At 64.1% G+C, this 26,294-nt stretch carries 23 protein-coding genes; 8 read left to right on the top strand and 15 right to left on the bottom strand.

All coding sequences use genetic code 11. The annotated features are described in order from the left end of the window. Positions 1–108 precede the first annotated feature (108 nt). The 3 genes from SO140_RS27500 (at position 109) to SO140_RS27510 (ending at position 3,596) form a co-directional block, all read left to right on the top strand. The gene (locus SO140_RS27500) at positions 109–948 is read left to right on the top strand and encodes a protein-disulfide reductase DsbD domain-containing protein (RefSeq protein WP_449376986.1); all 840 of its coding nucleotides are present in this window, start codon (positions 109–111) and stop codon (positions 946–948) included. Positions 949–1,159: 211 nt separating this feature from the next. Next, positions 1,160–2,536, top strand: coding sequence for a flippase (locus SO140_RS27505; RefSeq protein WP_449376987.1), 1,377 nt, complete (start codon positions 1,160–1,162; stop codon positions 2,534–2,536). A gap of 235 nt (positions 2,537–2,771) precedes the next feature. After that, positions 2,772–3,596 carry a sulfite exporter TauE/SafE family protein gene (locus SO140_RS27510; protein WP_449376988.1) on the top strand — a complete coding sequence of 275 codons (825 nt, stop codon included), beginning with the start codon at positions 2,772–2,774 and terminating at the stop codon, positions 3,594–3,596. A 249-nt stretch (positions 3,597–3,845) separates the two neighbouring features. Here SO140_RS27510 and SO140_RS27515 read toward each other — a convergent pair whose 3' ends face one another. The 12 genes from SO140_RS27515 to cysG all read right to left on the bottom strand — a co-directional run bounded on the left by SO140_RS27515 (position 3,846) and on the right by cysG (position 15,250). Further along, positions 3,846–4,634 (bottom strand): 3-hydroxybutyrate dehydrogenase, encoded by a 789-nt coding sequence (locus SO140_RS27515; RefSeq protein WP_449376989.1) that lies wholly within the window; start codon positions 4,632–4,634, stop codon positions 3,846–3,848. Then, the gene (locus SO140_RS27520) at positions 4,627–5,817 is read right to left on the bottom strand and encodes a DUF3734 domain-containing protein (protein WP_449376990.1); all 1,191 of its coding nucleotides are present in this window, start codon (positions 5,815–5,817) and stop codon (positions 4,627–4,629) included. Before SO140_RS27520 ends, SO140_RS27515 begins: the two co-directional genes overlap by 8 nt. Before the next feature lie 79 nt (positions 5,818–5,896). Beyond that, positions 5,897–6,400 (bottom strand): CAP domain-containing protein, encoded by a 504-nt coding sequence (locus SO140_RS27525; RefSeq protein ID WP_449376991.1) that lies wholly within the window; start codon positions 6,398–6,400, stop codon positions 5,897–5,899. Positions 6,401–6,572: 172 nt separating this feature from the next. After that, positions 6,573–7,610 carry a sulfate/molybdate ABC transporter ATP-binding protein gene (locus SO140_RS27530; protein WP_449376992.1) on the bottom strand — a complete coding sequence of 346 codons (1,038 nt, stop codon included), beginning with the start codon at positions 7,608–7,610 and terminating at the stop codon, positions 6,573–6,575. Beyond that, complete coding sequence (gene cysW, locus SO140_RS27535; RefSeq protein WP_449376993.1) at positions 7,600–8,511, bottom strand: sulfate ABC transporter permease subunit CysW; 912 nt, start codon at positions 8,509–8,511, stop codon at positions 7,600–7,602. The genes SO140_RS27530 and cysW overlap by 11 nt, the downstream gene beginning before the upstream one ends. 11 nt (positions 8,512–8,522) lie before the next feature. After that, complete coding sequence (cysT, locus tag SO140_RS27540; RefSeq protein WP_449376994.1) at positions 8,523–9,359, bottom strand: sulfate ABC transporter permease subunit CysT; 837 nt, start codon at positions 9,357–9,359, stop codon at positions 8,523–8,525. Between the two features lie 138 nt (positions 9,360–9,497). Then, positions 9,498–10,499, bottom strand: coding sequence for a sulfate ABC transporter substrate-binding protein (locus SO140_RS27545; RefSeq protein ID WP_449376995.1), 1,002 nt, complete (start codon positions 10,497–10,499; stop codon positions 9,498–9,500). A 112-nt stretch (positions 10,500–10,611) separates the two neighbouring features. After that, on the bottom strand, positions 10,612–11,343 hold the full coding sequence (locus tag SO140_RS27550) for a phosphoadenylyl-sulfate reductase (RefSeq protein WP_449376996.1): 732 nt from the start codon (positions 11,341–11,343) through the stop codon (positions 10,612–10,614). Continuing rightward, on the bottom strand, positions 11,340–11,855 hold the full coding sequence (locus tag SO140_RS27555; protein WP_284268293.1) for a DUF934 domain-containing protein: 516 nt from the start codon (positions 11,853–11,855) through the stop codon (positions 11,340–11,342). Before SO140_RS27555 ends, SO140_RS27550 begins: the two co-directional genes overlap by 4 nt. Further along, positions 11,842–13,497 carry a nitrite/sulfite reductase gene (locus SO140_RS27560; protein ID WP_474799092.1) on the bottom strand — a complete coding sequence of 552 codons (1,656 nt, stop codon included), beginning with the start codon at positions 13,495–13,497 and terminating at the stop codon, positions 11,842–11,844. Before SO140_RS27560 ends, SO140_RS27555 begins: the two co-directional genes overlap by 14 nt. 11 nt (positions 13,498–13,508) lie before the next feature. Further along, positions 13,509–13,826, bottom strand: a complete 318-nt coding sequence (locus tag SO140_RS27565; RefSeq protein WP_449376998.1) for a DUF2849 domain-containing protein — start codon at positions 13,824–13,826, stop codon at positions 13,509–13,511. After that, positions 13,823–15,250 (bottom strand): siroheme synthase CysG, encoded by a 1,428-nt coding sequence (gene cysG, locus SO140_RS27570; RefSeq protein WP_474799094.1) that lies wholly within the window; start codon positions 15,248–15,250, stop codon positions 13,823–13,825. Before cysG ends, SO140_RS27565 begins: the two co-directional genes overlap by 4 nt. 244 nt (positions 15,251–15,494) lie before the next feature. Here cysG and cysD point away from each other — a divergent pair, with 244 nt between their 5' ends. From cysD to SO140_RS27585, 3 genes are all read left to right on the top strand, one after another. Further along, positions 15,495–16,289, top strand: a complete 795-nt coding sequence (gene cysD / locus SO140_RS27575; protein ID WP_449377000.1) for a sulfate adenylyltransferase subunit CysD — start codon at positions 15,495–15,497, stop codon at positions 16,287–16,289. Positions 16,290–16,311: 22 nt separating this feature from the next. Next, entirely contained in the window at positions 16,312–18,228 is a 1,917-nt protein-coding gene (gene cysC / locus SO140_RS27580; protein WP_449377001.1) for an adenylyl-sulfate kinase, read from the top strand. A 296-nt stretch (positions 18,229–18,524) separates the two neighbouring features. Next, positions 18,525–20,690 carry a malate synthase G gene (locus tag SO140_RS27585; protein ID WP_474799097.1) on the top strand — a complete coding sequence of 722 codons (2,166 nt, stop codon included), beginning with the start codon at positions 18,525–18,527 and terminating at the stop codon, positions 20,688–20,690. Positions 20,691–20,854: 164 nt separating this feature from the next. Here the strand turns inward: SO140_RS27585 and SO140_RS27590 are convergent, their stop codons facing one another. Continuing rightward, complete coding sequence (locus SO140_RS27590; protein WP_474799099.1) at positions 20,855–21,010, bottom strand: Thivi_2564 family membrane protein; 156 nt, start codon at positions 21,008–21,010, stop codon at positions 20,855–20,857. Between the two features lie 284 nt (positions 21,011–21,294). On the opposite strand from SO140_RS27590, the gene SO140_RS27595 reads away from it, so the two are divergent. Next, positions 21,295–23,391: a methyl-accepting chemotaxis protein gene (locus SO140_RS27595; protein WP_474799101.1), complete on the top strand. Its 2,097-nt coding sequence runs from the start codon at positions 21,295–21,297 to the stop codon at positions 23,389–23,391. Positions 23,392–23,452: 61 nt separating this feature from the next. Here the strand turns inward: SO140_RS27595 and SO140_RS27600 are convergent, their stop codons facing one another. Continuing rightward, positions 23,453–24,097, bottom strand: coding sequence for a DUF2865 domain-containing protein (locus SO140_RS27600; RefSeq protein WP_449377005.1), 645 nt, complete (start codon positions 24,095–24,097; stop codon positions 23,453–23,455). A 1-nt stretch (position 24,098) separates the two neighbouring features. Then, on the bottom strand, positions 24,099–24,902 hold the full coding sequence (locus SO140_RS27605; RefSeq protein WP_449377006.1) for a L,D-transpeptidase: 804 nt from the start codon (positions 24,900–24,902) through the stop codon (positions 24,099–24,101). Between the two features lie 212 nt (positions 24,903–25,114). On the opposite strand from SO140_RS27605, the gene SO140_RS27610 reads away from it, so the two are divergent. Then, on the top strand, positions 25,115–26,227 hold the full coding sequence (locus SO140_RS27610) for an AI-2E family transporter (RefSeq protein WP_449377007.1): 1,113 nt from the start codon (positions 25,115–25,117) through the stop codon (positions 26,225–26,227). Positions 26,228–26,294 lie beyond the last annotated feature (67 nt).

Raw genomic sequence — 26,294 nt, forward strand, 5'->3', positions numbered from 1 at the left:
CCGAATTCCCAAGCCGAATTCCCAAGCCGAATTCCTAAGCCTGCTGCCGGTTCATCCATCACAAGCAATTCAATGGTTTGCCCCGGATCGACCCTGTAAAGACGTACCATGCTCACCATAGTTCCCAAGCACGCTGCGACCATCGTCGCCGCAACCTTGCTCGTGTCGGCGCAGCCCTCGAGCGTCCGCGCCGACGACGCCTCGCCCTGGCAGCGCGACGGCCATTCTGCCGTGCGCCTCTTGGCGGGATCGCGCAGCGGCCCGGTGCTGCTCGGCGGCATCGCATTCCAGCTTCAACACGGCTGGAAGACCTATTGGCGCACGCCCGGGGACTCCGGCGTTCCGCCGCGGTTCGACTTCTCCAAGTCCGAAAATGTCGAAGCTGTGACGGTGATGTGGCCAGCGCCGCTGAAATTCGACGACGGCGCCGGCGGCCATTCGATCGGCTATCACGACCAGATCGTGCTGCCGCTGCGCATCGTCGCCAAGGCACCGGACAAGCCCGTGACCCTGCGCGCGGAGATCAACTACGCGGTCTGCGAAAAGCTCTGTATCCCGGTTGAGGCCAGCGCCGAGCTCGGCTTCAACAGCGTCGCCTCGACCGAGGACGGCACGCTGTTCGCGGCGCTCGACAGCGTGCCGAAGCCCGCCAATATCGGCGATTCCGCTCCGCTAACCATCCGCGACGTCAAGCGCGAGGGCGCGACGAAGGTGCTGGTCGACGTGGCCACGCCCGATGGGCGCAACGTCAACCTGTTCGTGGAGGGGCCGACACCCGACTGGGCGCTACCGATCCCCTCGCCCGTCGAGCACAGCCCAGCAGGCGTCAAGCGCTTCGCCTTCGAGCTCGATGGCCTGCCGCCCGGCGCCAAGCCCGACGGCGCCGCGTTGAAGTTCACGCTGGTGGGGCCGGAGAAGTCGTACGAGTTCAATATCAATCTGGATTGAGCCAAGGTGTCCTTCCGGGGCGCGCGTAGCGCGAACCCGGAATCTCGCGCCACAAGCTCTAGATTCCGGGCCCGATGCGGCGCCTGTCATCGGGCCGCGCTTTGCGCGGACCCGTTGGCATCGCCCCGGAATGACTGATGGCACCGTTTCTTAACGAATGGTTGCTACGCCAAACCCTGCCGCATCTTGCGGGGGCGCAGGGATCTTCGACGTGGCCGTGACGGACGCACAACCCGCAACGAGTGAGCCCGTCGGGTCCTTCGCACGTTTGCGTGCCAGATGGACCGGCGTGGGCGGCGCCACGAGCGAGGCGTCGCTGACGCGACGGCTCGCTGGTACCATCTTCCTCATCCGTGTGATCAGCGCAGGTCTTGCCTATTTCTCGCAGATCCTGCTGGCGCGCTGGATGGGCACGTCCGACTACGGCGTCTATGTCTACGTCTGGACCTGGGTGCTGCTGCTCGGCAGCATGATGGATTTCGGTATCTCGGCCTCCGCACAGAAAATCATTCCCGAATATCGCACCAGCGGCGCGCACGCGCTGCTGCGCGGCTTCCTCTCCGGTAGCCGCTGGCTGACCTTCGTGGTCTCGATCCTGGTCTCGCTTGTGCTGGCAGGCATCATCTTCCTGCTCTCGCCATGGATCGATCCGGCCGCACGGCTGCCGCTCTATATCGGCTGCATGACGCTGCCGGCCTTCGTCGTCGCCAACACCCAGGACGGTATCGCCCGCGCGCATGACTGGATGCAGCTCGGCCTGATGCCGCAATTCATCATTCGCCAGGCGCTGATCATCGGTATCACCGCGTCCGCCTTCCTGCTCGGCTTTCATCTCGGCGCTACCGCCGCGATGGTGGCAAGCGCGGGCGCGGTATGGATCGCGATGACCGGCCAGATGGTGGCGCTGAACCACAAGCTCGCGGACCATGTTGAGGACGGCCCCAAGGCATACGACGTCAGGGGCTGGCTAGCGATCTCGCTGCCGATCCTGCTGGTCGAGAGCTTTTATCTGCTGTTGTCCTACACCGATGTGCTGGTGCTTCAGCAATTCCGCCCCTCCGACGAGGTTGGCGTCTATTTCGCCGTGGTGAAGACGTTGGCGCTGGTGTCCTTCATCCACTACGCGATGTCGGCGACGACGGCGCATCGCTTTGCCGAATACAACGCGCTCGGCGACAAGAACCGTCTGTCGGCCTATGTCGCGCACGCCATCAACTGGACGTTCTGGCCCTCCCTCGCCGCGACCGCCGTGCTGCTGGCACTCGGCAAGCCGCTGCTCTGGCTGTTCGGACCGCAATTCGTGATCGGCTACGACATCATGTTCATCGCCGCGGTCGGGCTCGTGGTGCGCGCCGCGATCGGGCCGGTCGAGCGCCTCCTCAACATGCTCGGCCACCAGAAGATCTGTGCGCTCGCCTACGCGCTGGCCTTCGTGATGAACGTCATCCTCTGCATCGCACTGGTGCCGCACTTCGGCGGCCACGGCGCGGCGGCCGCAACGTCGATCTCGCTCAGCTTCGAGACCGTGCTGCTGTTCTGGATCGTCCGGCAGCGGCTCGGCCTGCATGTGCTGGCCTTCGGAAACTAACGCCGGTTGCTGGTCCGCGACCCGGCCAGCAAGAGGTCTGTGCAAAATGCTTCACCTGGATTGCCTCCCTCGAAACGTGCGTTTCGCGGAATGCTTGAGAATTGGACGAAATACCCCCTCGCCATCCACCCGCAGCATGTTTTTTCTTATTTGATCCAAGCAGTTGCAGTTCAGGGGAAGTTTATTCTACGTCGTATTGCCCTGTAGACGAGATAAACCTAGATTCCTCCCAGACATGATTGATCCGCTCTACGTCGCTTCGGGATTCGGCGTCGGCCTGCTTGTCGGGATGACCGGCGTTGGCGGTGGCTCGCTGATGACCCCGCTGCTGATCCTGTTGTTCGGCGTCCACCCATCGACCGCGGTCGGGACCGACCTGCTCTACGCCGCCGGCACCAAGACGGGCGGCAGCGTGGTGCATGGCTGGTCGCGCAGCGTGCATTGGCCCGCCGTGCTGCGGCTGGCCTGCGGCAGCATTCCGGCAAGTGCTCTGACGCTGTTCGTGCTGTGGAAGCTCGATCTCAAGAGCGACGCCGAGCGCGGCCTGGTCAATCTGGTGCTGTGCTTCGCGCTGCTGCTCACCGCAACCTCGCTGATCTTTCGCAAGGCGATCATGGAGCGCTATCGCAGGACGCTCGAAGGCGTCGACGACCGCACCACCGCGATCGCGACCGTGGTCACCGGTGCCGTGCTCGGCGTGCTGGTCTCGATCTCGTCGGTCGGCGCCGGCGCGGTCGGCGTGACCGTGCTGCTCCTGCTCTACCCGCGCCTGCCGATGGCGACCATCGTCGGCTCCGATATCGCCCACGCCGTGCCGCTCACGCTGGTGGCCGGCACCGGACACTGGGCGCTTGGTGACGTCGATTGGGCGCTGATGGGCGTGCTCCTGATGGGCTCCCTGCCCGGCATCGTGCTCGGCAGCTTCAGTGCCACGCGCGTGCCGGAGACGGTGCTGCGCCTGACCCTTGCCAGCGTCCTCTTCGTGGTCGCCGGCAAGATCATGTTTGCGGAGCTGAACCTGTCGTCCGCGATCGTCACCGCGCTGGCCTGGACTCATTGAACGCAGATCGGCCGCACAACTCACGCTGTCATCGACCAGCTTGCCGCCTCCGCTGAAGCTTCGGCGAGCCGAGTTTGCGAGCCTTGTTGGAGCCTTGTTGGAGCCTTGGCGGAGACGGGACCGGGCGAAACCGCCCAGTACTCGGCTATGATTGAATCGACAGGCCGTGGCGTACTGGACGCCCCACCGGGGCCCGTCATCGGGCTCGCCGAAGGCGAACCCCGGTGGCGGGCCTGACAGAGAGTGGATTTACTCCGCCGTCCAGCCGCCGTCGATCGAGAGATTGGTGCCGGTGATCTGCGCGGCATCATCGCTGCACAGGAACAGCGCCAGCGACGCCACCTGCTCGGACGTGACGAACTCTTTCGTCGGCTGCGCGTCGAGCAAAACGTCATGAATGACCTGCTCGCGCGTCAGATTGCGTGCCTTCATCGTGTCCGGGATCTGCTTCTCGACCAGCGGCGTCCAGACATAGCCTGGGCTGATGCAGTTGCAGGTGATCTTGTGGGTCGCAACCTCGAGCGCCACGGTCTTGGTGAGGCCGGCGATGCCGTGCTTGGCCGAGACGTAGGCCGACTTGAACGGCGAAGCGACCAGCGAATGCGCAGATGCCGTGTTGATGATACGGCCCCAGCCCTTCTTCTTCATGCCGGGCACCGCGGCGCGGATGGCATGGAAGGCCGAAGAGAGATTGATCGCGATGATCTGATCCCACTTCTCGACCGGGAACTCCTCGATCGGCGAGACGAACTGGATGCCGGCGTTGTTGACGAGAACGTCGACCGAGCCGAAGGTTTTCTCGCCGAGCGCGATCATCTGCGCGATCTCGGCGGGTTTGGTCATGTCGGCGGGCGAATAGATCGCCTTCACCTTGAAGTCGGCCTCGATCTTGGCGCGCTCCTTCTCGATATCCTCGGGCGAGCCGAAGCCGTTGATGACGACATTGGCGCCCGCCCCAGCGAAGGCACGCGCATATGCGAGCCCGATGCCGCTGGTCGATCCGGTCACGACGGCGTTCTTGCCTGACAGACTACCCATTTTCGTTCGCTCCTTTTGAGGCCGGGGGCGCGGTGACGTCCCCCGTGAGATCATAGGTCACCATGGTCTCGCCGGATTGCGGCTTTTCGAGCCAATCCTTGTGGCGCATCGACAGGTGCACGTCGCGCACGCCGGCTTCCCAATGCTCGACCATGGCGACATGCGAGAAGTCGTAATCCTTGGACGAGGATTCATAGTTCTTGCTGCGGTAGATCAGATGCACCACGGTCACGGTACTTTCGCGCGATGCCTTGGCGAGGAATTCGACGGAGGGATCGTTCTTCAGGTAATCCGGCAATTTGCTGATCAGGTCGCGCACGGCCCTGCGGGCATTGTGCAACTGCCTGTTCTTGTCGGTGTTCATGCGCGTACGGCTGGAAAAGCGGATGTCCTTCTCGCGCTCGGCCGCCTCGAGCAGCGAGTTCGGCAGCTCACCACGCGCGCTGAACAGGTCGACCTGGAAGATCAGGAGGTCGCGTTCGAGCTCCGCGTCGAGCACATAGTCGAGCGGCGTGTTCGAGGCGATGCCGCCGTCCCAGTAATGCTCGCCATCGATGACGACGGAGGGAAAGCCCGGCGGCAGCGCGCCCGACGCCATGATGTGCTCGGGCCCGATCTTCTTGCCGAGCCTCTTGAACTCGTAATTGTCGAAGTAGCGAAAATTGCCGGAGGTGACGCCGACCGCGCCGACCGACAGACGCGTCTTTAGATCGTTGATGCGGTCGAAATCGACCAGCCGTTCCAGCGTCTTCTTCAGGGGCGCGGTGTCGTAATAGCTCTCCGATTCCGGATGACCCGGTGGCCAGAGTGGCGCCGGCGGGACCCGAGGGACGAAGAAGCCGGGCACGCCGAAGGTCGCAATCAACGCGGCACTCGTGGAGTTGAACAGCTCGCGGCTGTGATCACTCTTGCCGATCGGCTTCCACGGCACCGGCGCCGACACCATCTCCCAGAATTCCTTCAGCCGCTTGATGCGGGTCTGGCCCTCATTGCCCGCAATGATGGCGGCGTTGACCGCGCCGATCGAGATGCCGGCAACCCATTCCGGCTCGAAGCCGAAATGGCACAGCGACTGATAGGCGCCCGCTTGATAGGAGCCGAGCGCACCACCGCCCTGGAGCACCAGGACACGCTGCGCATTGGCGGGGATTCTGTTCGATGCCGGGCCTTGATGATCGGTCATGAGAGGATCAATGGACTGAGGGCAGCCCACCGTGACCCCAGTTCACGGCGGCGTCAATGTTTTGGGGATCAAGACTGGCTTATCGGGGCTCGGTAGCCGCCATAATCATCGTCCAGAACACCTTGTATTTGGTGTTCGGAGCATAGCTCGCCGCTATACCCAATTTTGTGACACCGCTTTTGAGCATGTTGGCACGGTGTGGCGGCGAGTCGCGCCAGCCGGAAAATGCTTCCGCCAGCGTATGATAACCGGCCGAGATGTTCTCGACCGCGACGGTCGCCGGATAGCCGCCGGCGGCGAGCCGCTTGGCGAGCGGCGCACGGACGTCGTGGTCCATCTTGTTGGCGGTCGCCATCGCCTGGGACTGGGATTCGGCCAGTCGCATCAGGTCGGGATCGATGACGATGGTGCCGAGGCCGTTGTTCTGGCGGTACTGCGAGATCATCACGGCCGCGGCCTGCGCATCGAGCCGAGCGCCTGAGACGGCCATGTCGGCATACATCGACGGCTGTTCGACCGGCGCTTCGTTACCCGCGCAACCGGCGAGAAGCAAAGCGATGAGAATTGCGGCCGTAGCGCGCATGAATCGGGCCCCCAAGAAGACGGGCCGTTGTTGCATACCAACCGTGGCTGAAAGGTGAATTTTACGGAAAATGCTGCCGTCGTTCCGGGGCGATGTGAAGCGTCGAACCTGGAATCTCGAGATTGTGGCACGGCTTCCGAGGCCGCACTATCGCACCCCGGAAATACCGGCCTCAGGCGCCCGCAAATATCCGGTAACGGCGGAGCTCCAGGCCGACCCTGTCGCCGGCGTACAACTCCTTGTCGCGGGGGGCGTCGATCTCGATGGTTTCGCCACCCAACAGCGCGACTTCGGCACGCTGCACAGGGCCGAAGTTCCGCACATGCTGCACGGCGCCCTCGAAGGCGCCACTGCCGGGCGGGCCGACGAGCATGTCGTGTCGCCGTACGAACAGCCGTGACGCGCCAGACGTGAGCCCATCAGCTGCGAGCCCGAGCGGCCGATCACCAAGCCGGACCACGCCATCGGCAACCTGAACCGGCAGCTCGATGGATTCGCCGATGAAACCGTGCACGAAGGCGGTTGCCGGTCGTTCATAGACGTCAGCGGGAGAGCCGATCTGCTCGATCTTGCCCTTGTCCATCACCACGACGCGGTTGGCGACTTCGAGTGCCTCCTCCTGGTCGTGCGTGACGAAGATCGAGGTGACGTTGATCTCGTGGTGTAGCGAGCGCAGCCATTTGCGCAGCTCCTTGCGCACCTTCGCATCCAGCGCACCGAAGGGCTCATCGAGCAACAGGATGCGCGGCTCGATTGCGAGCGCACGCGCCAGCGCAATACGCTGGCGCTGGCCGCCAGAGAGCTGGCTTGGATAGCGGTCGGCGAGCCAGTCGAGCTGCACGAGATCGAGCAACTCCTTGACGCGCGAGCGGATCGCCGCCTCCTCTTTCCTCGCCGCGCGTGGCTGCACGCGCAGGCCGAAGGCGACGTTCTCGAAAACGGTCATATGGCGGAACAGCGCGTAATGCTGGAACACGAAACCGACATTCCGCTCGCGCGCGCCCCGCGCGAGTGCGTCCTCACCGTTGAAAGAGACTTCACCCGAATCCGGCCAATCCAGGCCGGCGATGATCCGAAGCAGCGTGGTCTTGCCGGAGCCGGAGGGACCGAGCAGCGCCAGCAACTCGCCATTGTCGACCTTGAGGTCGACGCCGTCGAGCGCCGCAAAGCTGCCGAACTTCTTGACGAGATTCTTGACTTCAATGGTCACGGGAGTCGTGTCCTTCGTCCAGATGACGTTCGAGAACGGTTTTGGCAATTAGCGTTATCAGTGCCAGCATCGCGAGCAGCGAGGCGATCGCGAACGCGGCAACGAACTGGTATTCGTTGTAGAGGATCTCGACCAGCAGCGGCATGGTGTTGGTCTCGCCGCGGACATGGCCGGACACGACAGAAACCGCGCCGAACTCCCCCATCGCGCGCGCATTGCAGAGCAGCACGCCATAGAGCACGCCCCATTTGATATTGGGCAAGGTCACACGGAAAAACGTTTGCAGACCCGAGGCGCCAAGCGAGATCGCGGCCTCTTCCTCCTGCGTGCCCTGTTCCTGCATCAAGGGGATCAGCGCACGCGCCACGAAAGGGAAGGTCACGAAGGTGGTCGCGAGCGCGATGCCGGGCACCGCGAACAAGATCTGGATGTCGTGATCACGCAGCCAGCCGCCGAAATAGCCCTGCGCGCCGAACAAGAGCACGAAGACGAGACCCGAGATCACAGGGCTGACGGAGAACGGCAGGTCGATCAGCGTGATCAGGAAGGTCTTGCCCTTGAACTCGAATTTGGCGATCGCCCAGGCCGCGATCAGACCGAACACGAGATTGAGGCCGACCGAGATCGCAGCCACCAGCAGCGTCAGCCGGATCGCGGCCAGCGCCTCCGGCTCCGACAGCGCGGCGAGATAGGCCATGATGCCCTTGGAGAGGGCCTGCGCAAACACGACGACCAGCGGCAGCACGACGAAGACGGTGAGGAAGAGGATCGCAGCGGAGGTGATCGCGATCCGCACCGCCTTCGGTTCGGTACGAAGATTTTCGCGCGTGGCGACCGCACGCAGGCGCGCTTTTGCGTCGGGCGAGGAGAGCGAGACTGAATCGGCGATCTGCATCGTCATCGTATCCGCCCTCAATGTACCGGGATTCGGTTCTGCGCCCAGCGCTGCAACCGGTTGACCGCGAAGATGATGACGAAAGAAACGACGAGCATGATGACCGCGATCGCGGTCGCGTCGGCATAGCGGAATTCAGAGAGCCGGATCACGATCAGGAGCGGCGCGATCTCGGACACGTTCGGCATGTTGCCGGCAATGAAGATCACCGAGCCGTACTCGCCGACGGCGCGGGCGAAGGCGAGCGCCAGTCCGGTCAGCAGCGCCGGCGCGAGCGAGGGCAGGATCACGCGAATGATGGTCTGCCAACGGCTGGCCCCCAGACTTCCTGCCGCCTCCTCGATCTCGGGATCGAGATCCTGCAGCACCGGTTGCACGGTGCGCACCACGAAGGGGATGCCGATGAAGATCATGGCGATGAAGATGCCGAGCGGCGTGAACGCGACCTTGATGCCGAGAGCTGCGAGCGGCGCGCCCAGCCAACCTTTTTCCGCGAACAGCGAGGTCAGCGCGACACCGGCAACCGCCGTCGGCAGCGCAAAGGGCACGTCGACGATGGCATCGAACAGCCGCCGGCCAGGGAAGCGATAGCGCACCAGCGCCCAGACGATGATGCTGCCCATGACGAGATTGACGCAGGCCGCAGCAAAGGCGAGCCCGAAGGACACCCGCAGCGCGTTCAGCGTGCGGCGGCTGGTCAGGATGGCCCAGAACTGCTCGGGGCTCAGCTCGAGCGTGCGCAAGAAAAGACCCGCGAGCGGAATCAGGATGATGATCGACAACCAGGACAGCGTTAGTCCCATCGTGAGACCGAAGCCCGGCAATGTCCGTCGTCTTGCTGCGATTGCGCTCACCAGGCCCCCTGCTAAAGCCTCCTAAAGCGCGATGAGATTGAGATGATTCATCATCGCGCTTCAGGTTGTTGTTTGAGCATGATCTCTTCGGAAAACCGCTTCACACTTTTCCGGATCATGCTCCAAGACAGCGCCCGATCAGTTCTTGTAGATCTGATCGAAGACGCCGCCATCGGCAAAATGTTCCTTCTGCGCCTTGGTCCACCCGCCAAACACGTCGTCGATAGTGAACAAGCTGACCTTTGCGAAAGAGTTCTCGTATTTCTTCGCGATCGCCGGATCACGCGGACGGTAGAAGTTGCGCGCCGCGATTTCCTGACCTTCCTTGGTATACCAATATTGCAGATAGGCATCGGCTACGTTGCGGGTGCCCTTCTTGTCGACCACCTTGTCAACGACCGCGACTGGCGGCTCGGCGAGGATCGACTGCGGCGGCGCCACGATCTCGAATTTTTCCGGGCCGAATTCCTTCAGGGCCAGGTATGCCTCGTTCTCCCAGGCGATCAACACGTCACCGACGCCGCGTTCAACGAAGGTCACGGTCGAGCCGCGGGCACCGGTATCGAGGACAGGCACCTGCTGGTACAGCTTGCCGATGAACTCCTTGGTCTTGTCGACGGAGCCGTACTTCTTCAGCGCGTAGCCCCAGGCTGCCAGATAGTTCCAGCGCGCACCGCCCGACGTCTTCGGGTTCGGCGTGATGACGGCGACGCCCGGCTTGATCAGGTCGTCCCAGTCCTTGATGCCCTTGGGGTTGCCCTTGCGCACCAGGAACACAATCGTCGACGTGTAGGGGGACGAATTCTCCGGTAGTCGCTTTTGCCAGTCGGCGGCCGTAAGGCCCTTGGCCGCGATCGCGTCGATGTCATAAGCGAGCGCGAGCGTCACCACGTCCGCCTGCAAGCCGTCGATGACGCTGCGCGCCGACGCGCCCGAGCCATTATGCGACTGCTTGATCTCGACGCTCTTGCCAGTCTCCTTCTGATAGGCGTTCGCAAACGCCTTGTTGAATTCGACATAGAGCTCACGCGTCGGATCGTACGACACGTTCAAGAGGTTGATGTCAGCAGCGAAAGCCGAGCTTGCCCAGAGGAGGCCTGCCGCGAGCGGAACAATACGGCGGATCATGTCCATCTCCATTTACCTCGACAACATCGGCGTCATCGATGGCATGCGGGCATAACTCGGGTCGAAATGCTTCTAAGTCAACGGAACCGGATTTTCTTGTTTGCGGCGACGTAGCGCGGCTGTGCTACGGAATCTTCATCGTGTGGATGCCGCATTCTGTTTTGCCGCGGCCGCGCCAACGGCCCGCCCGCTCGTCCTCGCCTTCAGCCGCGCGGCTGGTGCAAGGCATACACCCAACCGACAGGAAACCTGAGGCCTGAAGTGGATGCTGCGGCAATTTGGCACGCGCGAAGATCGCCTTGATGTCTTCGCGCGAAACGTTGGCGAACGGATTGAACTTCAATCGCGCGCCATCATCTTCGACCACCGGAATCTCGGCGCGCACGCCACCCTGAAAACGCTTGCGGCCGTTGATCCATGCGGTGAACGGTTTCAGCGCCCGCGCCAACGGCTCGACTTTGCGGATACGGCAGCAGGCGTCGGGATTGGAGAACCAGAGATCGCGATCGGGATCCTCGCGCGTCAACGTCTCCGCCAGAGGCGCGATCGAGCGGACATCCTTCAGTCCGAGCGTCGCGATCAGCGTGTCGCGATAGGCGAGCGTCTCCTCGAACAGCCAGCCGGTGTCGAGAAAGACCACCGGGATCGCCGGATCGACGTCGGCCACCACCTTGAGCAGCGCAGCCGATTCCGTTCCGAACGATGACACGACCGCCAATCGTTCGCGCCCGACGACCTTCAATGCCGCAGCAACGACCTCTCCGGGCGCGGCATCGCGCAACGCGCGATTGAGCTCGTCGGCCGACGGCAGTGCCGGCGCGGCCGACAATGAATCCCCGGGCGCGATCGCGTTCACGTGCCGACACCTTCCGAATGGCGCAGTTGCATGCGCCGATGCAGTGCGGTGATGCGGCCATCGCCGGTCGGCTGGTAGAACACCGAATAGCGCTTCACGGTCTGCGTAAAGGCTTCCGCATCGGCCTGCTTCTTGACCTCGAAGCTGTCGAAGCCGGCGCGCAGCATGAACACGAACTGGTCACGCAGCACTTGGCCTGTTGCGCGCAGCTCGCCGCGATAGTCGTGGCGTTCGCGCAGCAGCCGCGACTGGCTGTAGGCGCGACCGTCGCGGAAGGTCGGGAACACCAGCGCGACCGCAGCAAGCTTGCCGAGATACGGCACCAGCGCGTCGATGTCACGATTGTTCGGCCAGATCACGCCGACCTTGCCGGGACGCGCAAGCAAGGCGTCCGCATCCTTCAGGAAGCGGTCGCCAGGCACCAGGATATCGCCGGCGGCGGGCAGCGGCGCATCGACGTCGAGCTTGACGAAACTATCCTCGACGATTTTTCCGCCCTTAACGAGTGGCATAAACCCGCTCCTTGAATGGTTCGACACCGAGGCGTTTGACGGTATCGATAAACAGTTCTTCCGGCCGCTCGCGCAACGCGAGATAGGCCTCGACGATGTCCTCGACCACGTCGGCGACCTCGTCGAATTTCACGCCGGGGCCGATCAGGTTGCCGAGTGCCGCATTCTCGTCGGCGCGGCCACCGATGGTGATCTGGTAGACCTCCTCGCCGTTCTTCTCGACGCCGAGAATGCCGATGTGACCGACATGGTGATGGCCGCAGGCGTTGATGCAGCCAGAGATGTTGATGTGCAGACGGCCGATCAGGTTGGCGAGCTCGTGATTGGCAAAGCGCCGCGTCAGCTCCTGCGCGATCGGGATCGAGCGCGCGTTCGCCAGCGAGCAATAATCGAGGCCCGGGCAGGCGATGATGTCGGTGATCAGGTTGACGTTGGGCGTAGCGAGCCCGAGCTTGTCGAGGGCCTTCCACAAGGCCGGCAGATCACGCTTGGCGACATGCGGCAGCGCCAGGTTCTGCTCGTGACCGACGCGGATCTCTCCGAAGGAATATTTATCGGCGAGATCGGCGAGCGCGTCCATCTGCTCGGCCGTGGCATCGCCCGGAGGTCCGCCGGTCGGCTTCAGCGAGATCGTGACGATCGAGTAGCCCTGCGCCTTGTGCGGGGCCACCGAGTTCTTCCGCCACGCCTCGAACTCCGGATCGGCCGCGGCCTGGCGCAGCTCGTCGGGCATATGCGGCAGCTTCTCGTAGGCCGGATAGGAGAAGCGCGAGCGGATGTCCTCGATGACGCTATCGTCGATCTGGAGCGAGGAGTTGCGGATATGCTGCCACTCGTCCTCGACCTCGCGCGAAAACTTCTCGATGCCGAGCTCGTGGACGAGGATCTTGATACGCGCCTTGTAGATGTTGTCGCGGCGGCCATACTGGTTGTAGACGCGCAGGATCGCCTCGACATAGCTCAGGATGTCGCGGCCATGGACGAAATGCTTGATGGTCTTGGCGATGAACGGCGTGCGGCCAAGCCCGCCGCCGACCAGCACCTCGAAGCCGGTCTCGCCCTTCTCGTTCTTGACGAGGCGCAGACCGATATCGTGGATCTTGATTGCGGCACGATCGTGATCGGACGCGGTGATCGCGATCTTGAATTTTCGCGGCAGGAACGAGAACTCGGGATGCAGCGTGGTGTGCTGGCGGAGCAGCTCCGACCAGATGCGCGGATCCTCGATCTCGCCCGGCGCGACGCCGGCCCACTGGTCCGAGGTGACGTTGCGCATGTTGTTGCCGGAGGTCTGCATCGCATGGATGCCGACCTCGGCGAGATCGGCCAGCGCATCCGGCAATTCGGCGAGCTTGATCCAGTTGAACTGGATGTTCTGCCGCGTGGTGAAGTGGCCATAACCGCGGTCATAGCGACGCGCGATATGCGCAAGCCGGCGCAGCTGTTCCGAGGACAGCGTCCCGTAGGGGATCGCGACGCGGAACATGTAGGCGTGCAGTTGCAGATAGACGCCGTTCTGCAGGCGAAGGATCTTGAATTCGTCCTCGGTGAGCTCGCCCGAGAGGCGGCGCTTCACCTGGTCGCGGAATTCCGAGACCCGCTCGTTGACCAGCGTGCGGTCGATTTCATCATAAGCGTACATCGAGAAGTGCCTTAAACCTGAGCCTGCGATCCGATGGTCACACCGGTGCGGCGGATTTGCTCGCGCAGGTTCCCGGGGAGGATCTTGCCGTCCTCGTCGACCTGCACAGGCGCGATATAGGCGCCGACTGCGCCGACGTCATCGGCCACCGACTCCGCAAGCAACGCCTTGGCCTCATCCGAGTTGCGCACGATCGCGGCCTCTGACAGGTCGGCGGACCAGCCTTTGGCGGCGGTGCGATAGACCACGATGCCATCCCAGGTGCGGTTGGCGGTCACGACCGAGGGGCCGGCGATCTTGATTTTCTTTTGTTCAAGAGGAGAGGTCATTGGGCAGCTTCCAATAGCTCAGAGATGATTTGCCTGGGGGATTGATGGCGAAAGGCGCCGGCATGCCGGACCACATCGCCGATGATGAGAACGGCGGGACCGCCGTCGAGACGTCTGACGAGTTCGGGCAGCTCTGCAAGCGTCCCGATCGCGCCTTGCGCATCTGGGCGCGTGACGCGCGCGAACACGCCGACGGGCGTCTCCGGCGAGCGGCCAGCGGCGAGAAGACCCTCGCGCACCACGGGCGCGGCGGTCATGCCCATATAGACGACGACAGTCATCTTGGTGTCGGTCAGCGTCGACCAGTCGACGGTCTCGGCATCCCGCGCCTTGTGCGCGGTGAGGAAGGTGATGCGCAGCGCCTCGTGACGGTAGGTGAGCGGCACCTCGAAATCGGCGGCGCCACCAAGCCCGGCGGTGATGCCCGGCACGATCGAATAGGCGACGCCGGCCGCGCGCAGCGCTTCGACTTCCTCGCCGCCGCGGCCGAACACGAAGGGATCGCCGCCCTTCAGTCGCACCACACGCTGGCCGGACTGCGCCGCTTCGATCATCAGCTTGTTAATCGCGTCCTGGCCGATACCGGGCTTGCCGACGCGGCGACCGACCGGAATGCGCGCGGTATCGCGGCGGATACGATCGAGAATTTCAGGTGACACCAGCTCATCATAGAAAACGACGTCGGCATCCTGGAGCGCGCGCAGTGCCTTGATGGTGAGGAGATCGGGATCGCCGGGGCCGGCGCCGACCAGCGCGACGTACCCTGCCGGCTTGTCGGCCAACGCGAACGCGGAGGGATCGGCAACGGCCTTGAGCGCGGCTTCCGCCTCGGCCCTTCGGCCCGCGAGCACCAGAGCGCCAATCGGGCCGTCGATCACGCGCTCCCAGAAACGGCGGCGCAACGGAAACTCGGCAATCGCGGCGTGAATGGATTTGCGGAAACCGCCGATGAATTCGGCGAGATCGCCAATTCGAGCGGGCAGGAGCGCCTCGATCTTCTCGCGCAGGCGCCGCGCCACGACCGGCGAGGCGCCGCCGGTGCCGACGGCGACCACGACGTCGCCGCGGTCGACGATCGCGGGGAAGATGAAGCTCGAATGCTCGAGATCGTCCATGACGTTGACGGGCAATCCGAGCGACTTCGCGCGCGCCGACATCGCCACGCCGATGTCACCTGCGCCTGCGCATACTATGGCGATGACACCGGTCAGATCCGCGGTGAGTGGATCGCCGTCGAGAAAGGTCACGCGTTGCGCATCATCGGCACCGACACCGCTGAGGTCGCGATTACCATCAGTCGCATGAACACGGGTGCGCGCGCCGGCGGCCGCGAGCACGCGCAATTTGGCGCGCAGCAGCTCACCCGCGCCGATGAGGACCACCGGACCGGTCTTGATGTCGAGGAATACCGGCAAGAAGCGCATACGGTACCTGCTTCCCCAATTACGGGGTTGACTGGAATTATTTTCTATATATGTCTCGTTTCGAGCGCGCAAAGAGAAAATTTTTTCTTCTCTTCTGCGCCGCAACTATAGAATTTTCGCCTCCAAACGCAAAGTGGCAGAGATGCATCTTCTCAAGGACGATTCCGCAGCTGTCGGAGTGAGCAGCCCGGCCCTCATCGGGCGCCTGGGCGCGCAAGAATCTTCTGCAGATCTCCCGCCCAGCATGGACCATCTCGACCAGCTGGAAGCGCAGAGCATCTACATCTTCCGCGAGGCCTTCGCCCGGTTGAAGAAGATCGCCCTGCTATGGTCGCTCGGCAAAGACTCCAACGTCATGATCTGGCTGGCACGGAAGGCCTTCTTCGGCCGGATGCCGTTCCCGGCCCTGCATGTCGATACCGGCAAGAAGTTTCCGGAGATGTATCGCTTCCGCGATCACTACGGCAAGGAATGGGAGCTCGACCTGCGCGTCGAGCCCTGCCCGCCCATTGATGCCGTCGATCCGACGCTGCCGCCGGCCGCACGCTCGGCCGCACGCAAGACGGAAGGCCTGAAGATGGCGCTCGCCAAATATGGCTTCGACGGCCTGATCGCCGGCATCCGTCGCGACGAGGAGGCAACGCGTGCCAAGGAGCGCGTGTTCTCGCCGCGCGGTCTTGAAGGCAACTGGGACGTGCGCGACCAGCCGCCGGAGTTCTGGGACCACTTCAACGCCTCGCCGCCGCAGGGCGCCCATTTGCGCATTCATCCGATCCTGCATTGGACCGAGGCCGACATCTGGGCCTACACCAAGCGCGAGAACATCCCGATCATCCCGCTTTATCTGTCGCAGAACGGCAAGCGCTATCGCTCACTGGGTGATCAGGACATCACCAATCCGGTCGCTTCGACAGCGTCCAACATCGACGAGATCCTGATCGAGCTCGAACAGACCAAGGTGCCGGAGCGCGCGGGCCGTGCGCTCGACCATGAGACCGAGGACGCCTTCGAGCGCCTGCGCGTCGCCGGTTATCTCTGATCCCTGAGGACGCAACGCGGCTATGAACATGCTCGTCACTTCTGCTACGCCAGCAACTCCGAACGGCACCACGCGTCCGCAGGTCCGCATCGTCATCGTCGGCCATGTCGACCACGGCAAGTCGACGCTGGTCGGTCGCCTCCTGCATGAGACCGGCAGCCTGCCCGAGGGCAAGCTCGAAATGCTCAAGGCCGTCAGCGCACGGCGCGGCATGCCCTTCGAATGGTCGTTCCTGCTCGACGCGCTGCAGACTGAGCGCGACCAGGGCATCACCATCGACACCACGCAGATCCGCTTCCGTACCAATTCGCGCGACATCGTCCTGATCGACGCGCCGGGCCACGCGGAATTCCTCCGCAACATGATCACCGGCGCCTCGCAGGCCGACGGCGCGGTGCTGATCATCGATGCGCTTGAAGGCGTGCGCGACCAGACCCGCCGGCACGGCTATCTCCTGCATCTGCTCGGCGTGAAGCAGGTCGCGATCGTCGTCAACAAGATGGACCGCGTCGATTTCAGCGCGGATCGATTCAAGGAGATCAGCGACGAGATTTCGGCACATCTGAAGGGCCTCGGTGTCACGCCGACGGCGGTGATCCCGATTTCGGCGCGCGACGGCGACGGCGTCGCGGAACGTACCGATCGCATCGGCTGGTACAAGGGCCCGACCGTGGTCGAGGCGCTCGACCGGCTCGAGCCGGCGCGGCCGCTGAAGGCGCTGGCGCTGCGCCTGCCCGTGCAGGCGATCTACAAATTCGACGACCGCCGCATCGTGGCGGGCCGCATCGAGTCCGGCAGCCTGGTTGCCGGCGATGAGATCGTGATCATGCCGGCTGGCAAGATCGCCAAGATCAAGACCGTCGAGAGCTGGCCGGTAACGCCGGTTGCGACCCGGCAGGGTGCGGGCCGCTCGGTCGGCATCACGCTCGACCGCGAGCTGTTCGTCGAGCGCGGCGATATCATCGCGCATGCGGGCGCCGCGCCGCGCGAGACGCGGCGCCTGCGCGCGCGCATCTTCTGGCTGCACGACAAGCCGCTCGCCAAGGGCGATCAGCTCCTGGTGCGCTGCGGGCCGAAGGAAAGCCGCGCCACCGTCGTTGCGATCGAGAAGGCTGTCGACCCCGGTGAGCTCTCGAGCAGCGAGAACAAGGCGATCGGCCGCAACCATGTCGGCGAGATCGACATCTCGCTTTCCAATCCGATTGCCACCGATCCCTATACCGAGAACCCGCGCACCGGGCGCCTCGTGATCGAGGTCTCCGGGCGCATCGCCGGCGGCGGCCTGGTGCTGTCGGTCGACGCCGGACAGCGCGCCGTGCCCGTCGACATCGTGCCGGTGGAATCCGCACTCCGTCCCGACGAGCGGTCCGCGCGCTATCAGCACAACGGCGCCGTGGTCTGGCTCACCGGCCTTCCCGCCTCCGGCAAGTCGACGCTGGCAAAAGCGCTGGAGCGGCGTCTGTTCACCAATGGCGGCTCGCCGATCCTGCTCGACGGCGATACGGTGCGCGCGGGGCTGAACAGCGATCTCGGCTTCTCTGCCGCCGATCGCAGCGAGAACATCCGGCGGCTCGCGGAAGTCGCGACGCATCTCGCCCGCAACGGCCATATCGCGATCGTCGCGGCCGTCTCGCCCGCGCGCGAGGACCGCGCCACGGCGCGCCGCATCGCCGACACGACGTTCCGCGAGATCTACGTCGCGACGCCCGCGGAAGTCTGCGAGAGCCGCGATCCCAAGGGCCACTACGCGAAAGCCCGCTCCGGCGCGCTTCAGTCGTTCACCGGCATCGGCAACGACTACCAGCCGCCGCAAGGTGCCGAGCTGACCATCGACACCTCGACACGTTCGGTCGCGGACGCAACCGACGCGATCGAACAGATGCTGAAGGCAAGCGGCGTGCTGTTCGACGAGGTCGTCGACCTCGCCGCGAATATTTGAGGCTCGCCTATTTCCCCTTGTCGTCGCCCGGCTTGACCGGGCGACCCAGTATCCCAGAGACAGCGATGGGATACGGAGAAGCCGCAGCGTATTGGATGCCCCGCCTTCGCGGGGAATGACAACGGTTGCGTTGGTCCGCGGCACCCCATCTTGACATTTTGACAGACTTTAGGGGTCTTCTCACCGCCCCGGTTTTGAGGCTAATAGGGCCTCGAAAGTCGCCCGTTATGGGCGCGTTTTGCTGCCAGCGGGTCAAAGGCGGCCAAAAACAGCCAAATCCAACAAGAAAGCCCCTCATGAAACGCCACGACGCCCATGGTTTGAAGATCGCCCCTGTTCTCTTCGACTTCGTCGCGAAGGAAGCGGCCCCGAAGACGGGCATCGCGCCGGACGCGTTCTGGGCCGGGCTTGCCGCGATCGTGAAGGAGCTGGGTCCCAAAAACCGCGCGCTGCTCGCGGTCCGCGACAGCTTGCAGGCCAAGATCGACGACTGGCATCGCGCGAATAAGGGCAAGCCGTTCGACATCAATGCCTATACCACCTTCCTGAAGGAGATCGGCTATCTGCTGCCCGAGACTGCGACGCAGAAGGTCGAGACGGTCAATGTCGATGAAGAGATCGGCAAGATCTGCGGGCCGCAGCTCGTCGTGCCCCTCACCAATGCGCGCTACGCGCTGAACGCAGCGAATGCGCGCTGGGGCTCGCTCTACGACGCCTTCTACGGCACCGACGCGATCCCACATGACGCGGCCGACACCGCCAAGGGCTACAGCAAGGCGCGCGGCGACAAGGTCATTGCGAAAGCAAAAGCCTTCCTCGATGCCGCCGTGCCACTCGCGACCGGCAGCCACACCGACGTCACCGCCTATAGCGTGGTCGCAGGCCAGCTCGCGGCGAAGCTGAAGAGCGGCAACGCCACCGCCCTGAAGAATGCCGCGCAGTTCGCCGGCTATGTGGGCGATGCGGCGGCGCCGTCCGCGGTGCTCCTCGTGAACAACGGCCTGCATGTCGAGGTGAAGATCGACCGCAGCAACACGATCGGCAAGGACGATCCCGCCGGGGTTGCCGACATGATCATGGAGGCGGCGGTATCCACCATTCTCGACATGGAAGACTCCGTCGCCGCGGTCGATGCCGAGGACAAGGTGCTGGTCTACCGCAACACGCTCGGGCTGATGAACGGCACGCTCTCGGCCGACTTCGAGAAGGGCGGCAAGACGCTGACCCGCTCGCTCAACACCGACCGCAGCTACAAGACGCCGGACGGCAAGGGCGAAGTGAAGCTGCACGGGCGCAGCCTGCTCCTGATCCGCAATTGCGGTCACCACATGTTCACCGACGCGGTGCTCGATGAGACGGGCGAAGAGATTCCGGAAGGCCTGTTAGATGCCGCCGTCACGGGCTTGCTTGCGATCCACGACCTCAAGGGTCTTTCGAAGAGCAAGAACAGCCGCACCGGCTCGGTCTACATCGTCAAGCCGAAGATGCACGGCCCCGACGAAGTGGCGCTGACCTGCGAGATCTTCGGCCGCGTCGAGCAGATGCTGGCACTGCCGGAGAACACGCTCAAGGTCGGCATCATGGACGAGGAGCGACGCACCACCGTCAACCTCAAGGCCTGCATTCAGCAAGCCTCCAAGCGTATCGTCTTCATCAATACCGGCTTCCTCGACCGCACGGGCGACGAGATCCACACCTCGATGGAAGCGGGTCCGATGATCCGCAAGAACGAGATGAAGGCGCAAGCGTGGATCAAGGCCTATGAGGACTGGAACGTCGACATGGGACTGATCGACGGCCTGCCCGGCCACGCCCAGATCGGCAAGGGCATGTGGGCAGCGCCCGACAAGATGGCGGACATGCTGCAACAGAAGCTTGCCCATCCGCAAGCCGGCGCCACCACTGCCTGGGTGCCCTCGCCCACGGCGGCGACGCTCCACGCGCTGCACTATCACCAGGTCAATGTCATCGCGCGCCAGCAGGAGCTCACCAAGGGCGGGCCCCGCGCAAAGCTGTCCGACATCCTCACCATTCCGGTGTCGAAGTCGAACTGGGCGCCCGATGACGTCAAGCAGGAGATCGACAACAACTGCCAGGGCATTCTGGGTTATGTGGTGCGCTGGATCGACCAGGGCGTCGGCTGCTCCAAGGTCCCTGACATCCACGACGTCGGGCTGATGGAAGACCGCGCCACCTTGCGCATCTCGAGCCAGCATCTGGCGAACTGGCTGCACCAGGGCGTCATCACCGAGGCGCAGGTGATGGAGTCGCTCAAGCGCATGGCCGTCGTCGTCGACAAGCAGAACGCTGGTGACGCAGTCTACAAGCCGATGGCGCCGTCGTTCGACGGCGTCGCGTTCAAGGCCGCCTGCGATCTCGTCTTCAAGGGCCGCTCGCAGCCGAACGGCTACACCGAGTACATCCTCACCGCACGCCGCCGCGAGGCCAAGGCTCTGGGCTAAGACGGCAGGCTAATAGCCACGCGACCCGACACACCGAAAGCCCCGGCTCGCGCCGGGGCTTTTGTTTAGCCTGTAGCCGGGATGAGCGCAGCGATATCCGGCATGCCTCAATTTCAGCCCGGATGTCGCTTCGCTCATCCAGACTACGACGCTGCGGCCGCGGCCTAAAACACGGTGAGATATTTCAACAGCGAGACGATGCCGATGATGATGACGATAACGCGCGCGATCTGCTTGGCGCGGCCGTCGATCGGCAGCATGTTGATGAGATAAAGAACGAGGATGACGACGAGAAAGGTGACGAGTACGCCGATGAGCATCGCAGGGCCCCCCTTTTGCTAACGGACTCCCAACGCCGCGCCCCTCGCTCCGGTTCCATTCAGGCAACCCACTACAACCTCTGGCAAATGCGTATTTCTACCAGAAGCGCCAATGGCCACGACTCTGCCCTTTTGCCAGGACGACAATGCTGGGGGTAACGATCTCTTAACATCCGCCGGTCGGCGGGCCCTGCCATGCTCCCCCGGCTATCCTGCCGTCGCGCGTTACAACTAAATTCATCCCCTTTTGCGAGAAATATGCGGCTTCCGGGGGGATTCCAGTCATGTTTGGCCGTTTGAGCGTATCGACGCTGCTCCAGTCCGTCATCGCCTTGCTCGCAGCCTGTGTCGTCGGGCTGCTCGTCACAACAGCCTGGCAATCCTGGGAGCGGCTGCGCGCAACCAGCCAGATCGCGGCGGTCGCCGAAGCTTCGAGCCACGCCTTCAAGGCGATGCACAATCTGCGCACCGATCGCTCGTCGACCCCGCGCGCGCTGAACGGCGAGGCTGCGGTCTCGCCGGAGATCGACAAGTTCCTGCACGGCATTCACGACGCTGAAATGCCGGCGATCCGCGCCGCAGCGGCGCTGCTGCCGTCTATTCCGTTCGCCGAGCAGACGACGCTGGTGGGCGCGCTGAACCGGGAGGTCGAGAGGCTCACCGCACTCCAGGGCGATGCCTGGGACGACATGCGCAAGGCGAAGAAGGCGCGGCACCCAAATCTCGCAAAGGACTATACCGAGGCCACCGGCGCGCTGCTCGCGACACTCGAAAAGATCTCTGCCAACCTGACGGCCGCCGTCAATCACAACGACCCGCTGATCGACCAGCTCCTGTCGATCAAGCAGGCCGCCTGGCTGTTGCGCAATACGGCCGGCGAAGCGTCCGATCTGGTGGCGACCGGTCTCGTGGCGACCGGCAGCCTGCCGATGGAAGCGCAGCAGACCTACACCAAATCGGTCGGTGCGATCGAGAATTCCTGGAGCGGGCTGGAATCCTCCACCCTCGGCATGCAGCTCTCGCCGCTGCTCGCTGGCGCCATGAGCGCGGCCAAGGCCGCCTATTTCAATCCAGACTACCTGGCGCTTCGCGACCGGCTGATCGACCAGATCATGGTCGGCTCCAAGACCGAGCTGACCGCCGATCAATGGACGCCGCAAACCGCGCAGCGCATGGGCACTGCGGTCGCGGTCGCCGAGCGCGCGCTGGATGAAGCGCGGGACTATGCCGCGGGCCAATATTCGGCCGCGAGCCGTGCGCTTGCGGTGCAGATCGCAATGCTGACTTTTGCGCTCGCGCTCGCGGTCGGCGCGATGATCGCCGTCACCCGCCGCGTCATCCGGCCCTTGCACAACATTCGCGACGCCATGCTCAAGGTCGCCGGCGGCGATCTCTCGGTCGACAGCGGCTATCTCGACCGCCGCGACGAGATCGGCGCTCTCGCCGGCGCGCTCGAAACCTTCAAGCAGCAGGCGGCCGACAAGCTCACGATCGAGACCCAGGAGCGCGAGCGCAATGCGGGCACCGCGGCGCGTCAGCGCGCGGTCGAGGCTTCCGTCGGCGAGTTCGAGAGCCTGGTACGCAGGACGCTCGACGAACTGAGCCAGGCTTCCGGCGAGATGCGCAAGACCTCGGGCGATCTCTCGACCGTGTCGCGCCAGACCAACGAGCGCGTCCAGGTCGCGGGCAAGGCTTCCAGCGACGCGTCGACGAGCGTGGACAGTGTCGCCTCGGCCGCCGAAGAGTTGAGCGCCTCGATCAACGACATCAGCCAGCAGGCGGCGCATGCAGCCGGCATCGCAAGCCGCGCTGTGAGCCAGGCGCGCGATACCGACGGGACCGTTCAGGGCCTTGCTTCCTCTGCGAGCCGGATCGGCGAAGTGGTCGACCTGATCAACACCATCGCAGCGCAGACCAACCTCCTGGCGCTCAACGCCACGATCGAGGCGGCCCGCGCCGGCGAAGCCGGGCGCGGCTTTGCCGTGGTCGCCTCCGAGGTCAAATCGCTGGCAACCCAGACGGCCAAGGCAACGGAGGAGATTTCCGAGCAGGTCGCCGGCATCCAGAAGGTCGCGGGCGATGCCATCACCGCAATCCAGGCGATCGGCCGCATCATCGGCGAGGTCAACGAGGTCGCGACCGCGATCGCGGCGGCCGTGCAGGAACAGGGCGCGGCGACGCAGGAGATCACCCGCAGCACGCAATTTGCCGCGCAGGGCACGAGGAACGTCTCGGACAATATCACGGGCGTGAAGGCCGATGCCGATGCGGCCGCCGCGGCCGCTGACAACGTCAAGCACGCCTCCGAACTACTCGAGACGCAAAGCCGCCAGCTCGGCGACCAGGTCAGCGACTTCCTCGGCAAGATTCGCGCGGCATAGGCCCCGCGCTCGAGGGCGCCCTCGCCGAGCACGGGACCAGCCCGCGCGCAGATGGAAGCACTTACTCCCGCGCCACCACCGGCAGGTGGCGGAATTTCGCCCGCACGGATTCCGGCAGCGGCGAGAAGTTCATGGCGACGCCGTGCCTGTCGTTGGCATTGCGATTGGCGACCACCAATCCGCCGGGGCTCGCGACGATATCGCCCTTGCGCAAGGTCGGGTCGTCCGTGACCTTGACCGCGGCGAGGCCAACGGAATCCTTGCCGTTGCAGGTACAGCCCGCGACGAGCTCGTTGCGATAGCGGTAGGCATTCGGCAGGTCGGCATAGTCCTGCCCGGTCTCCGTGACCGCGTCGTCGATGTCGCTGCCATAGACCAGGGTAGTCTCGGCCGCCGGACAGAAGCTGTTGCAGCTCTGCGCCTTGCTTTCGCTGTCGTTGCCTTGCGCCGGGAAGTGGCGCCCGTCGCAGGTGCGTACGCACCAGGCCTGTCCGCCGCCATAGGAGCGCACCCGTGGCGCCTCGTAGCGCGGCATGTCGTCGGCGGGGGACGGCATCCTGATCTGGGGTGGCGGCCGGGCACCGAACGCGCCGAACAGCGCCGAAAGGAAATCCTCCGCGCGCGCCGACGACGTCAGCGCCAGGCTAAGCGAAGCGAACAGCAAGGCCGCCGCTCTCATCCGTTTGCCGGTCGAACGCCTGATCATGTTACCTCGGCGCCGAACCGTTCAGGGAGACGGCCGAAACGTTGAGCGCCTGGCGTCCCGAGGTCAGCGTCGTCGTGACCGGGCGCGCCGGTTTACCGTCGCTGCCCCGCGCCATGAGCGGCGCGTTCTTCGGAAGCACCACGACCCTGGTACCGATATTGACCCGGTTGAAGAGATCGACGACGTCCGCGTTGGTCAGGCGGATGCAGCCGGAGGAGACGAATTTTCCGATCGTGGTGGGGTCATTGGTGCCGTGGATGCGATACTCGCTCGCGCCCAGATACATCGCGCGCGCGCCGAGTGGATTGCCGGGGCCGCCGGCGACGAAGCGTGGCAGATAGGGCTGGCGCGCGATCATCTCCGCCGGCGGATGCCAGTCCGGCCACTCCGCCTTGCGGCTGATCGACTGCACGCCCGACCAGGTGAAGCCATCGCGCCCGACGCCGACGCCGTAGCGGATCGCACGGCCCTGGCCGAGCACGTAATAGAGCACGGTATTTCCGGTATCGATCACGACCGTGCCGGCCGGCTGGCTGCCGTCGAAGCTGACGATCTGCCGGCGCAGCCGCTCGGGCAGGACGGCATCGTCCGAGGCGACCGGATCATCCGAGGCCTGCGGCTGCTCGGTCACATAGTTGTTTTGCGGGAAGGCCTGTAGCTGCATCGGCGTGAAGCCAAGAGTCTGTAAGCCAAGGGTCTGCGCGCTTGCGACGCCGGCTGGCATCGTCAGCAATGCTGTCGCAAAGGCAAACGCGGTGAAGGTGCGCGGCGAAAGCCGCCGGTGGGATGCAGATAACTGTGTCATGTGCTGCCCCGTTTGAATCGAAGTGCATCAGGGTGATGCGCTGCCTGAACAAACGCGCTTGCGACGGCTCAAGTTCCGCGCGCTCGCGCAGCCGACCGGCCACAGTCAAGCCAAGGCGACTTCACGAGTACGCGACGGAACCTTCCGATCAGAGGCACGTTCTTCAGCAGTCTTGCGCGCGCGGAGCGTAAGCTTCGTGCGGGAGAATGGCTGTGCACGTCCTTCCCAGTGAGCGTCTGCTTTCCAAGGACAGCGAAGGCACGCCGCTTCCCGACAGCAAGAGCGACCTGCCGCCGGTGATCCGGCGTACCGAGTTCGTCGCCTTCTCGCTTGCGGGTATGCTTCTGATCGCGGTCGTGGCCGTGCTCTATGTCGGCAAGCCGTTTTTCCTTCCCGTGGTGATGGCCTTCGTCACCGGCACCATGCTGTCGCCGGCGGCGACATTTCTCGAGCGGCAACGGGTACCACGCGCGCTGGCCGCGGTGCTGATCGTGGTCACGGTCACCGCGATGGTCACCTTCGTCGTCGCCCTGATCGCTTCGCCGGTCATGGAATGGAGCACCCGCCTGCCGGAGCTCGGCGCGCAGCTCAAGGACAAGCTGCATTTGTTCGACCGGCCGCTGGCAATGTGGCAGGAGCTGCAAGCCATGGTCGGCGGTTCGGAAGGCCTGCCGAACTTCCAGATGCCGAAGTTCGAGTGGGTGCAGCCGACCCTGGAATTCCTGTCGCCGACCTTCACCGAATTCCTGCTCTTCTTCGCAACCCTGATCCTGTTCATCGCGAGCTGGCGCGACTTGAGGCGCGCACTGATCATGACCTTCAGCGATCGCGACGCCCGGCTGCGCACGCTGCGGATCCTCAACGAGATAGAGGTCCATCTCGGCAGCTATCTCTTGACGGTGTCGGTCATCAATATCGGCGTCGGCATCGCCGCCGGCATCGTCTGTGCGCTGACCGGCATGCCCAATCCGGCCGGGCTCGGCGCGCTGGCGGCAGCGCTGAACTTCATACCGATCATCGGACCGATCGCGATGTTCGTCGTACTGGTCGTGGTCGGCTTGATCGCCTTTCCGACCCTTGGCAGCGGATTGATGGCAGCGCTCGCCTTTGGCGGCCTCACCTTCCTGGAGGGACATTTTGTCACGCCCACCATCATCGGCCGGCGGCTGGCACTGAATGCACTGGCGGTATTCCTCGCGCTCGCCTTCTGGACCTGGCTGTGGGGCCCGATGGGGGCATTCCTGTCATCGCCGCTTTTGATCGTTGCGCTGATCCTGAAGGAGCATCTTGCGCCGGCGGATGCGCCGCAACTGCCAGGTGACTAGGCAGTTTCCGCAACGGGAACTTCCGTCACGGCGGAACGTTTTTCCGGCTAGCTCACCGCCAACGATC

The organism is Bradyrhizobium sp. UFLA05-108 (genome assembly GCF_059803455.1).

Excerpts from the sequence above, each read along its gene's own strand:
- SO140_RS27595 (WP_474799101.1), top strand. The coding sequence starts at position 21,295 with ATGTTTGGCCGTTTGAGCGTATCGACGCTGCTCCAGTCCGTCATCGCC.
- SO140_RS27605 (WP_449377006.1), bottom strand. The coding sequence starts at position 24,902 with ATGACACAGTTATCTGCATCCCACCGGCGGCTTTCGCCGCGCACCTTC.
- SO140_RS27600 (WP_449377005.1), bottom strand. The coding sequence starts at position 24,097 with ATGATCAGGCGTTCGACCGGCAAACGGATGAGAGCGGCGGCCTTGCTG.
- SO140_RS27555 (WP_284268293.1), bottom strand. The coding sequence starts at position 11,855 with ATGCCACTCGTTAAGGGCGGAAAAATCGTCGAGGATAGTTTCGTCAAG.
- SO140_RS27520 (WP_449376990.1), bottom strand. The coding sequence starts at position 5,817 with ATGACCGATCATCAAGGCCCGGCATCGAACAGAATCCCCGCCAATGCG.
- SO140_RS27510 (WP_449376988.1), top strand. The coding sequence starts at position 2,772 with ATGATTGATCCGCTCTACGTCGCTTCGGGATTCGGCGTCGGCCTGCTT.
- SO140_RS27515 (WP_449376989.1), bottom strand. The coding sequence starts at position 4,634 with ATGGGTAGTCTGTCAGGCAAGAACGCCGTCGTGACCGGATCGACCAGC.
- cysG (WP_474799094.1), bottom strand. The coding sequence starts at position 15,250 with ATGCGCTTCTTGCCGGTATTCCTCGACATCAAGACCGGTCCGGTGGTC.
- cysW (WP_449376993.1), bottom strand. The coding sequence starts at position 8,511 with ATGACGATGCAGATCGCCGATTCAGTCTCGCTCTCCTCGCCCGACGCA.
- SO140_RS27585 (WP_474799097.1), top strand. The coding sequence starts at position 18,525 with ATGAAACGCCACGACGCCCATGGTTTGAAGATCGCCCCTGTTCTCTTC.
- SO140_RS27590 (WP_474799099.1), bottom strand. The coding sequence starts at position 21,010 with ATGCTCATCGGCGTACTCGTCACCTTTCTCGTCGTCATCCTCGTTCTT.
- cysC (WP_449377001.1), top strand. The coding sequence starts at position 16,312 with ATGAACATGCTCGTCACTTCTGCTACGCCAGCAACTCCGAACGGCACC.
- SO140_RS27560 (WP_474799092.1), bottom strand. The coding sequence starts at position 13,497 with ATGTACGCTTATGATGAAATCGACCGCACGCTGGTCAACGAGCGGGTC.
- SO140_RS27500 (WP_449376986.1), top strand. The coding sequence starts at position 109 with ATGCTCACCATAGTTCCCAAGCACGCTGCGACCATCGTCGCCGCAACC.
- SO140_RS27565 (WP_449376998.1), bottom strand. The coding sequence starts at position 13,826 with ATGACCTCTCCTCTTGAACAAAAGAAAATCAAGATCGCCGGCCCCTCG.
- cysD (WP_449377000.1), top strand. The coding sequence starts at position 15,495 with ATGGACCATCTCGACCAGCTGGAAGCGCAGAGCATCTACATCTTCCGC.
- SO140_RS27545 (WP_449376995.1), bottom strand. The coding sequence starts at position 10,499 with ATGGAGATGGACATGATCCGCCGTATTGTTCCGCTCGCGGCAGGCCTC.
- SO140_RS27525 (WP_449376991.1), bottom strand. The coding sequence starts at position 6,400 with ATGCGCGCTACGGCCGCAATTCTCATCGCTTTGCTTCTCGCCGGTTGC.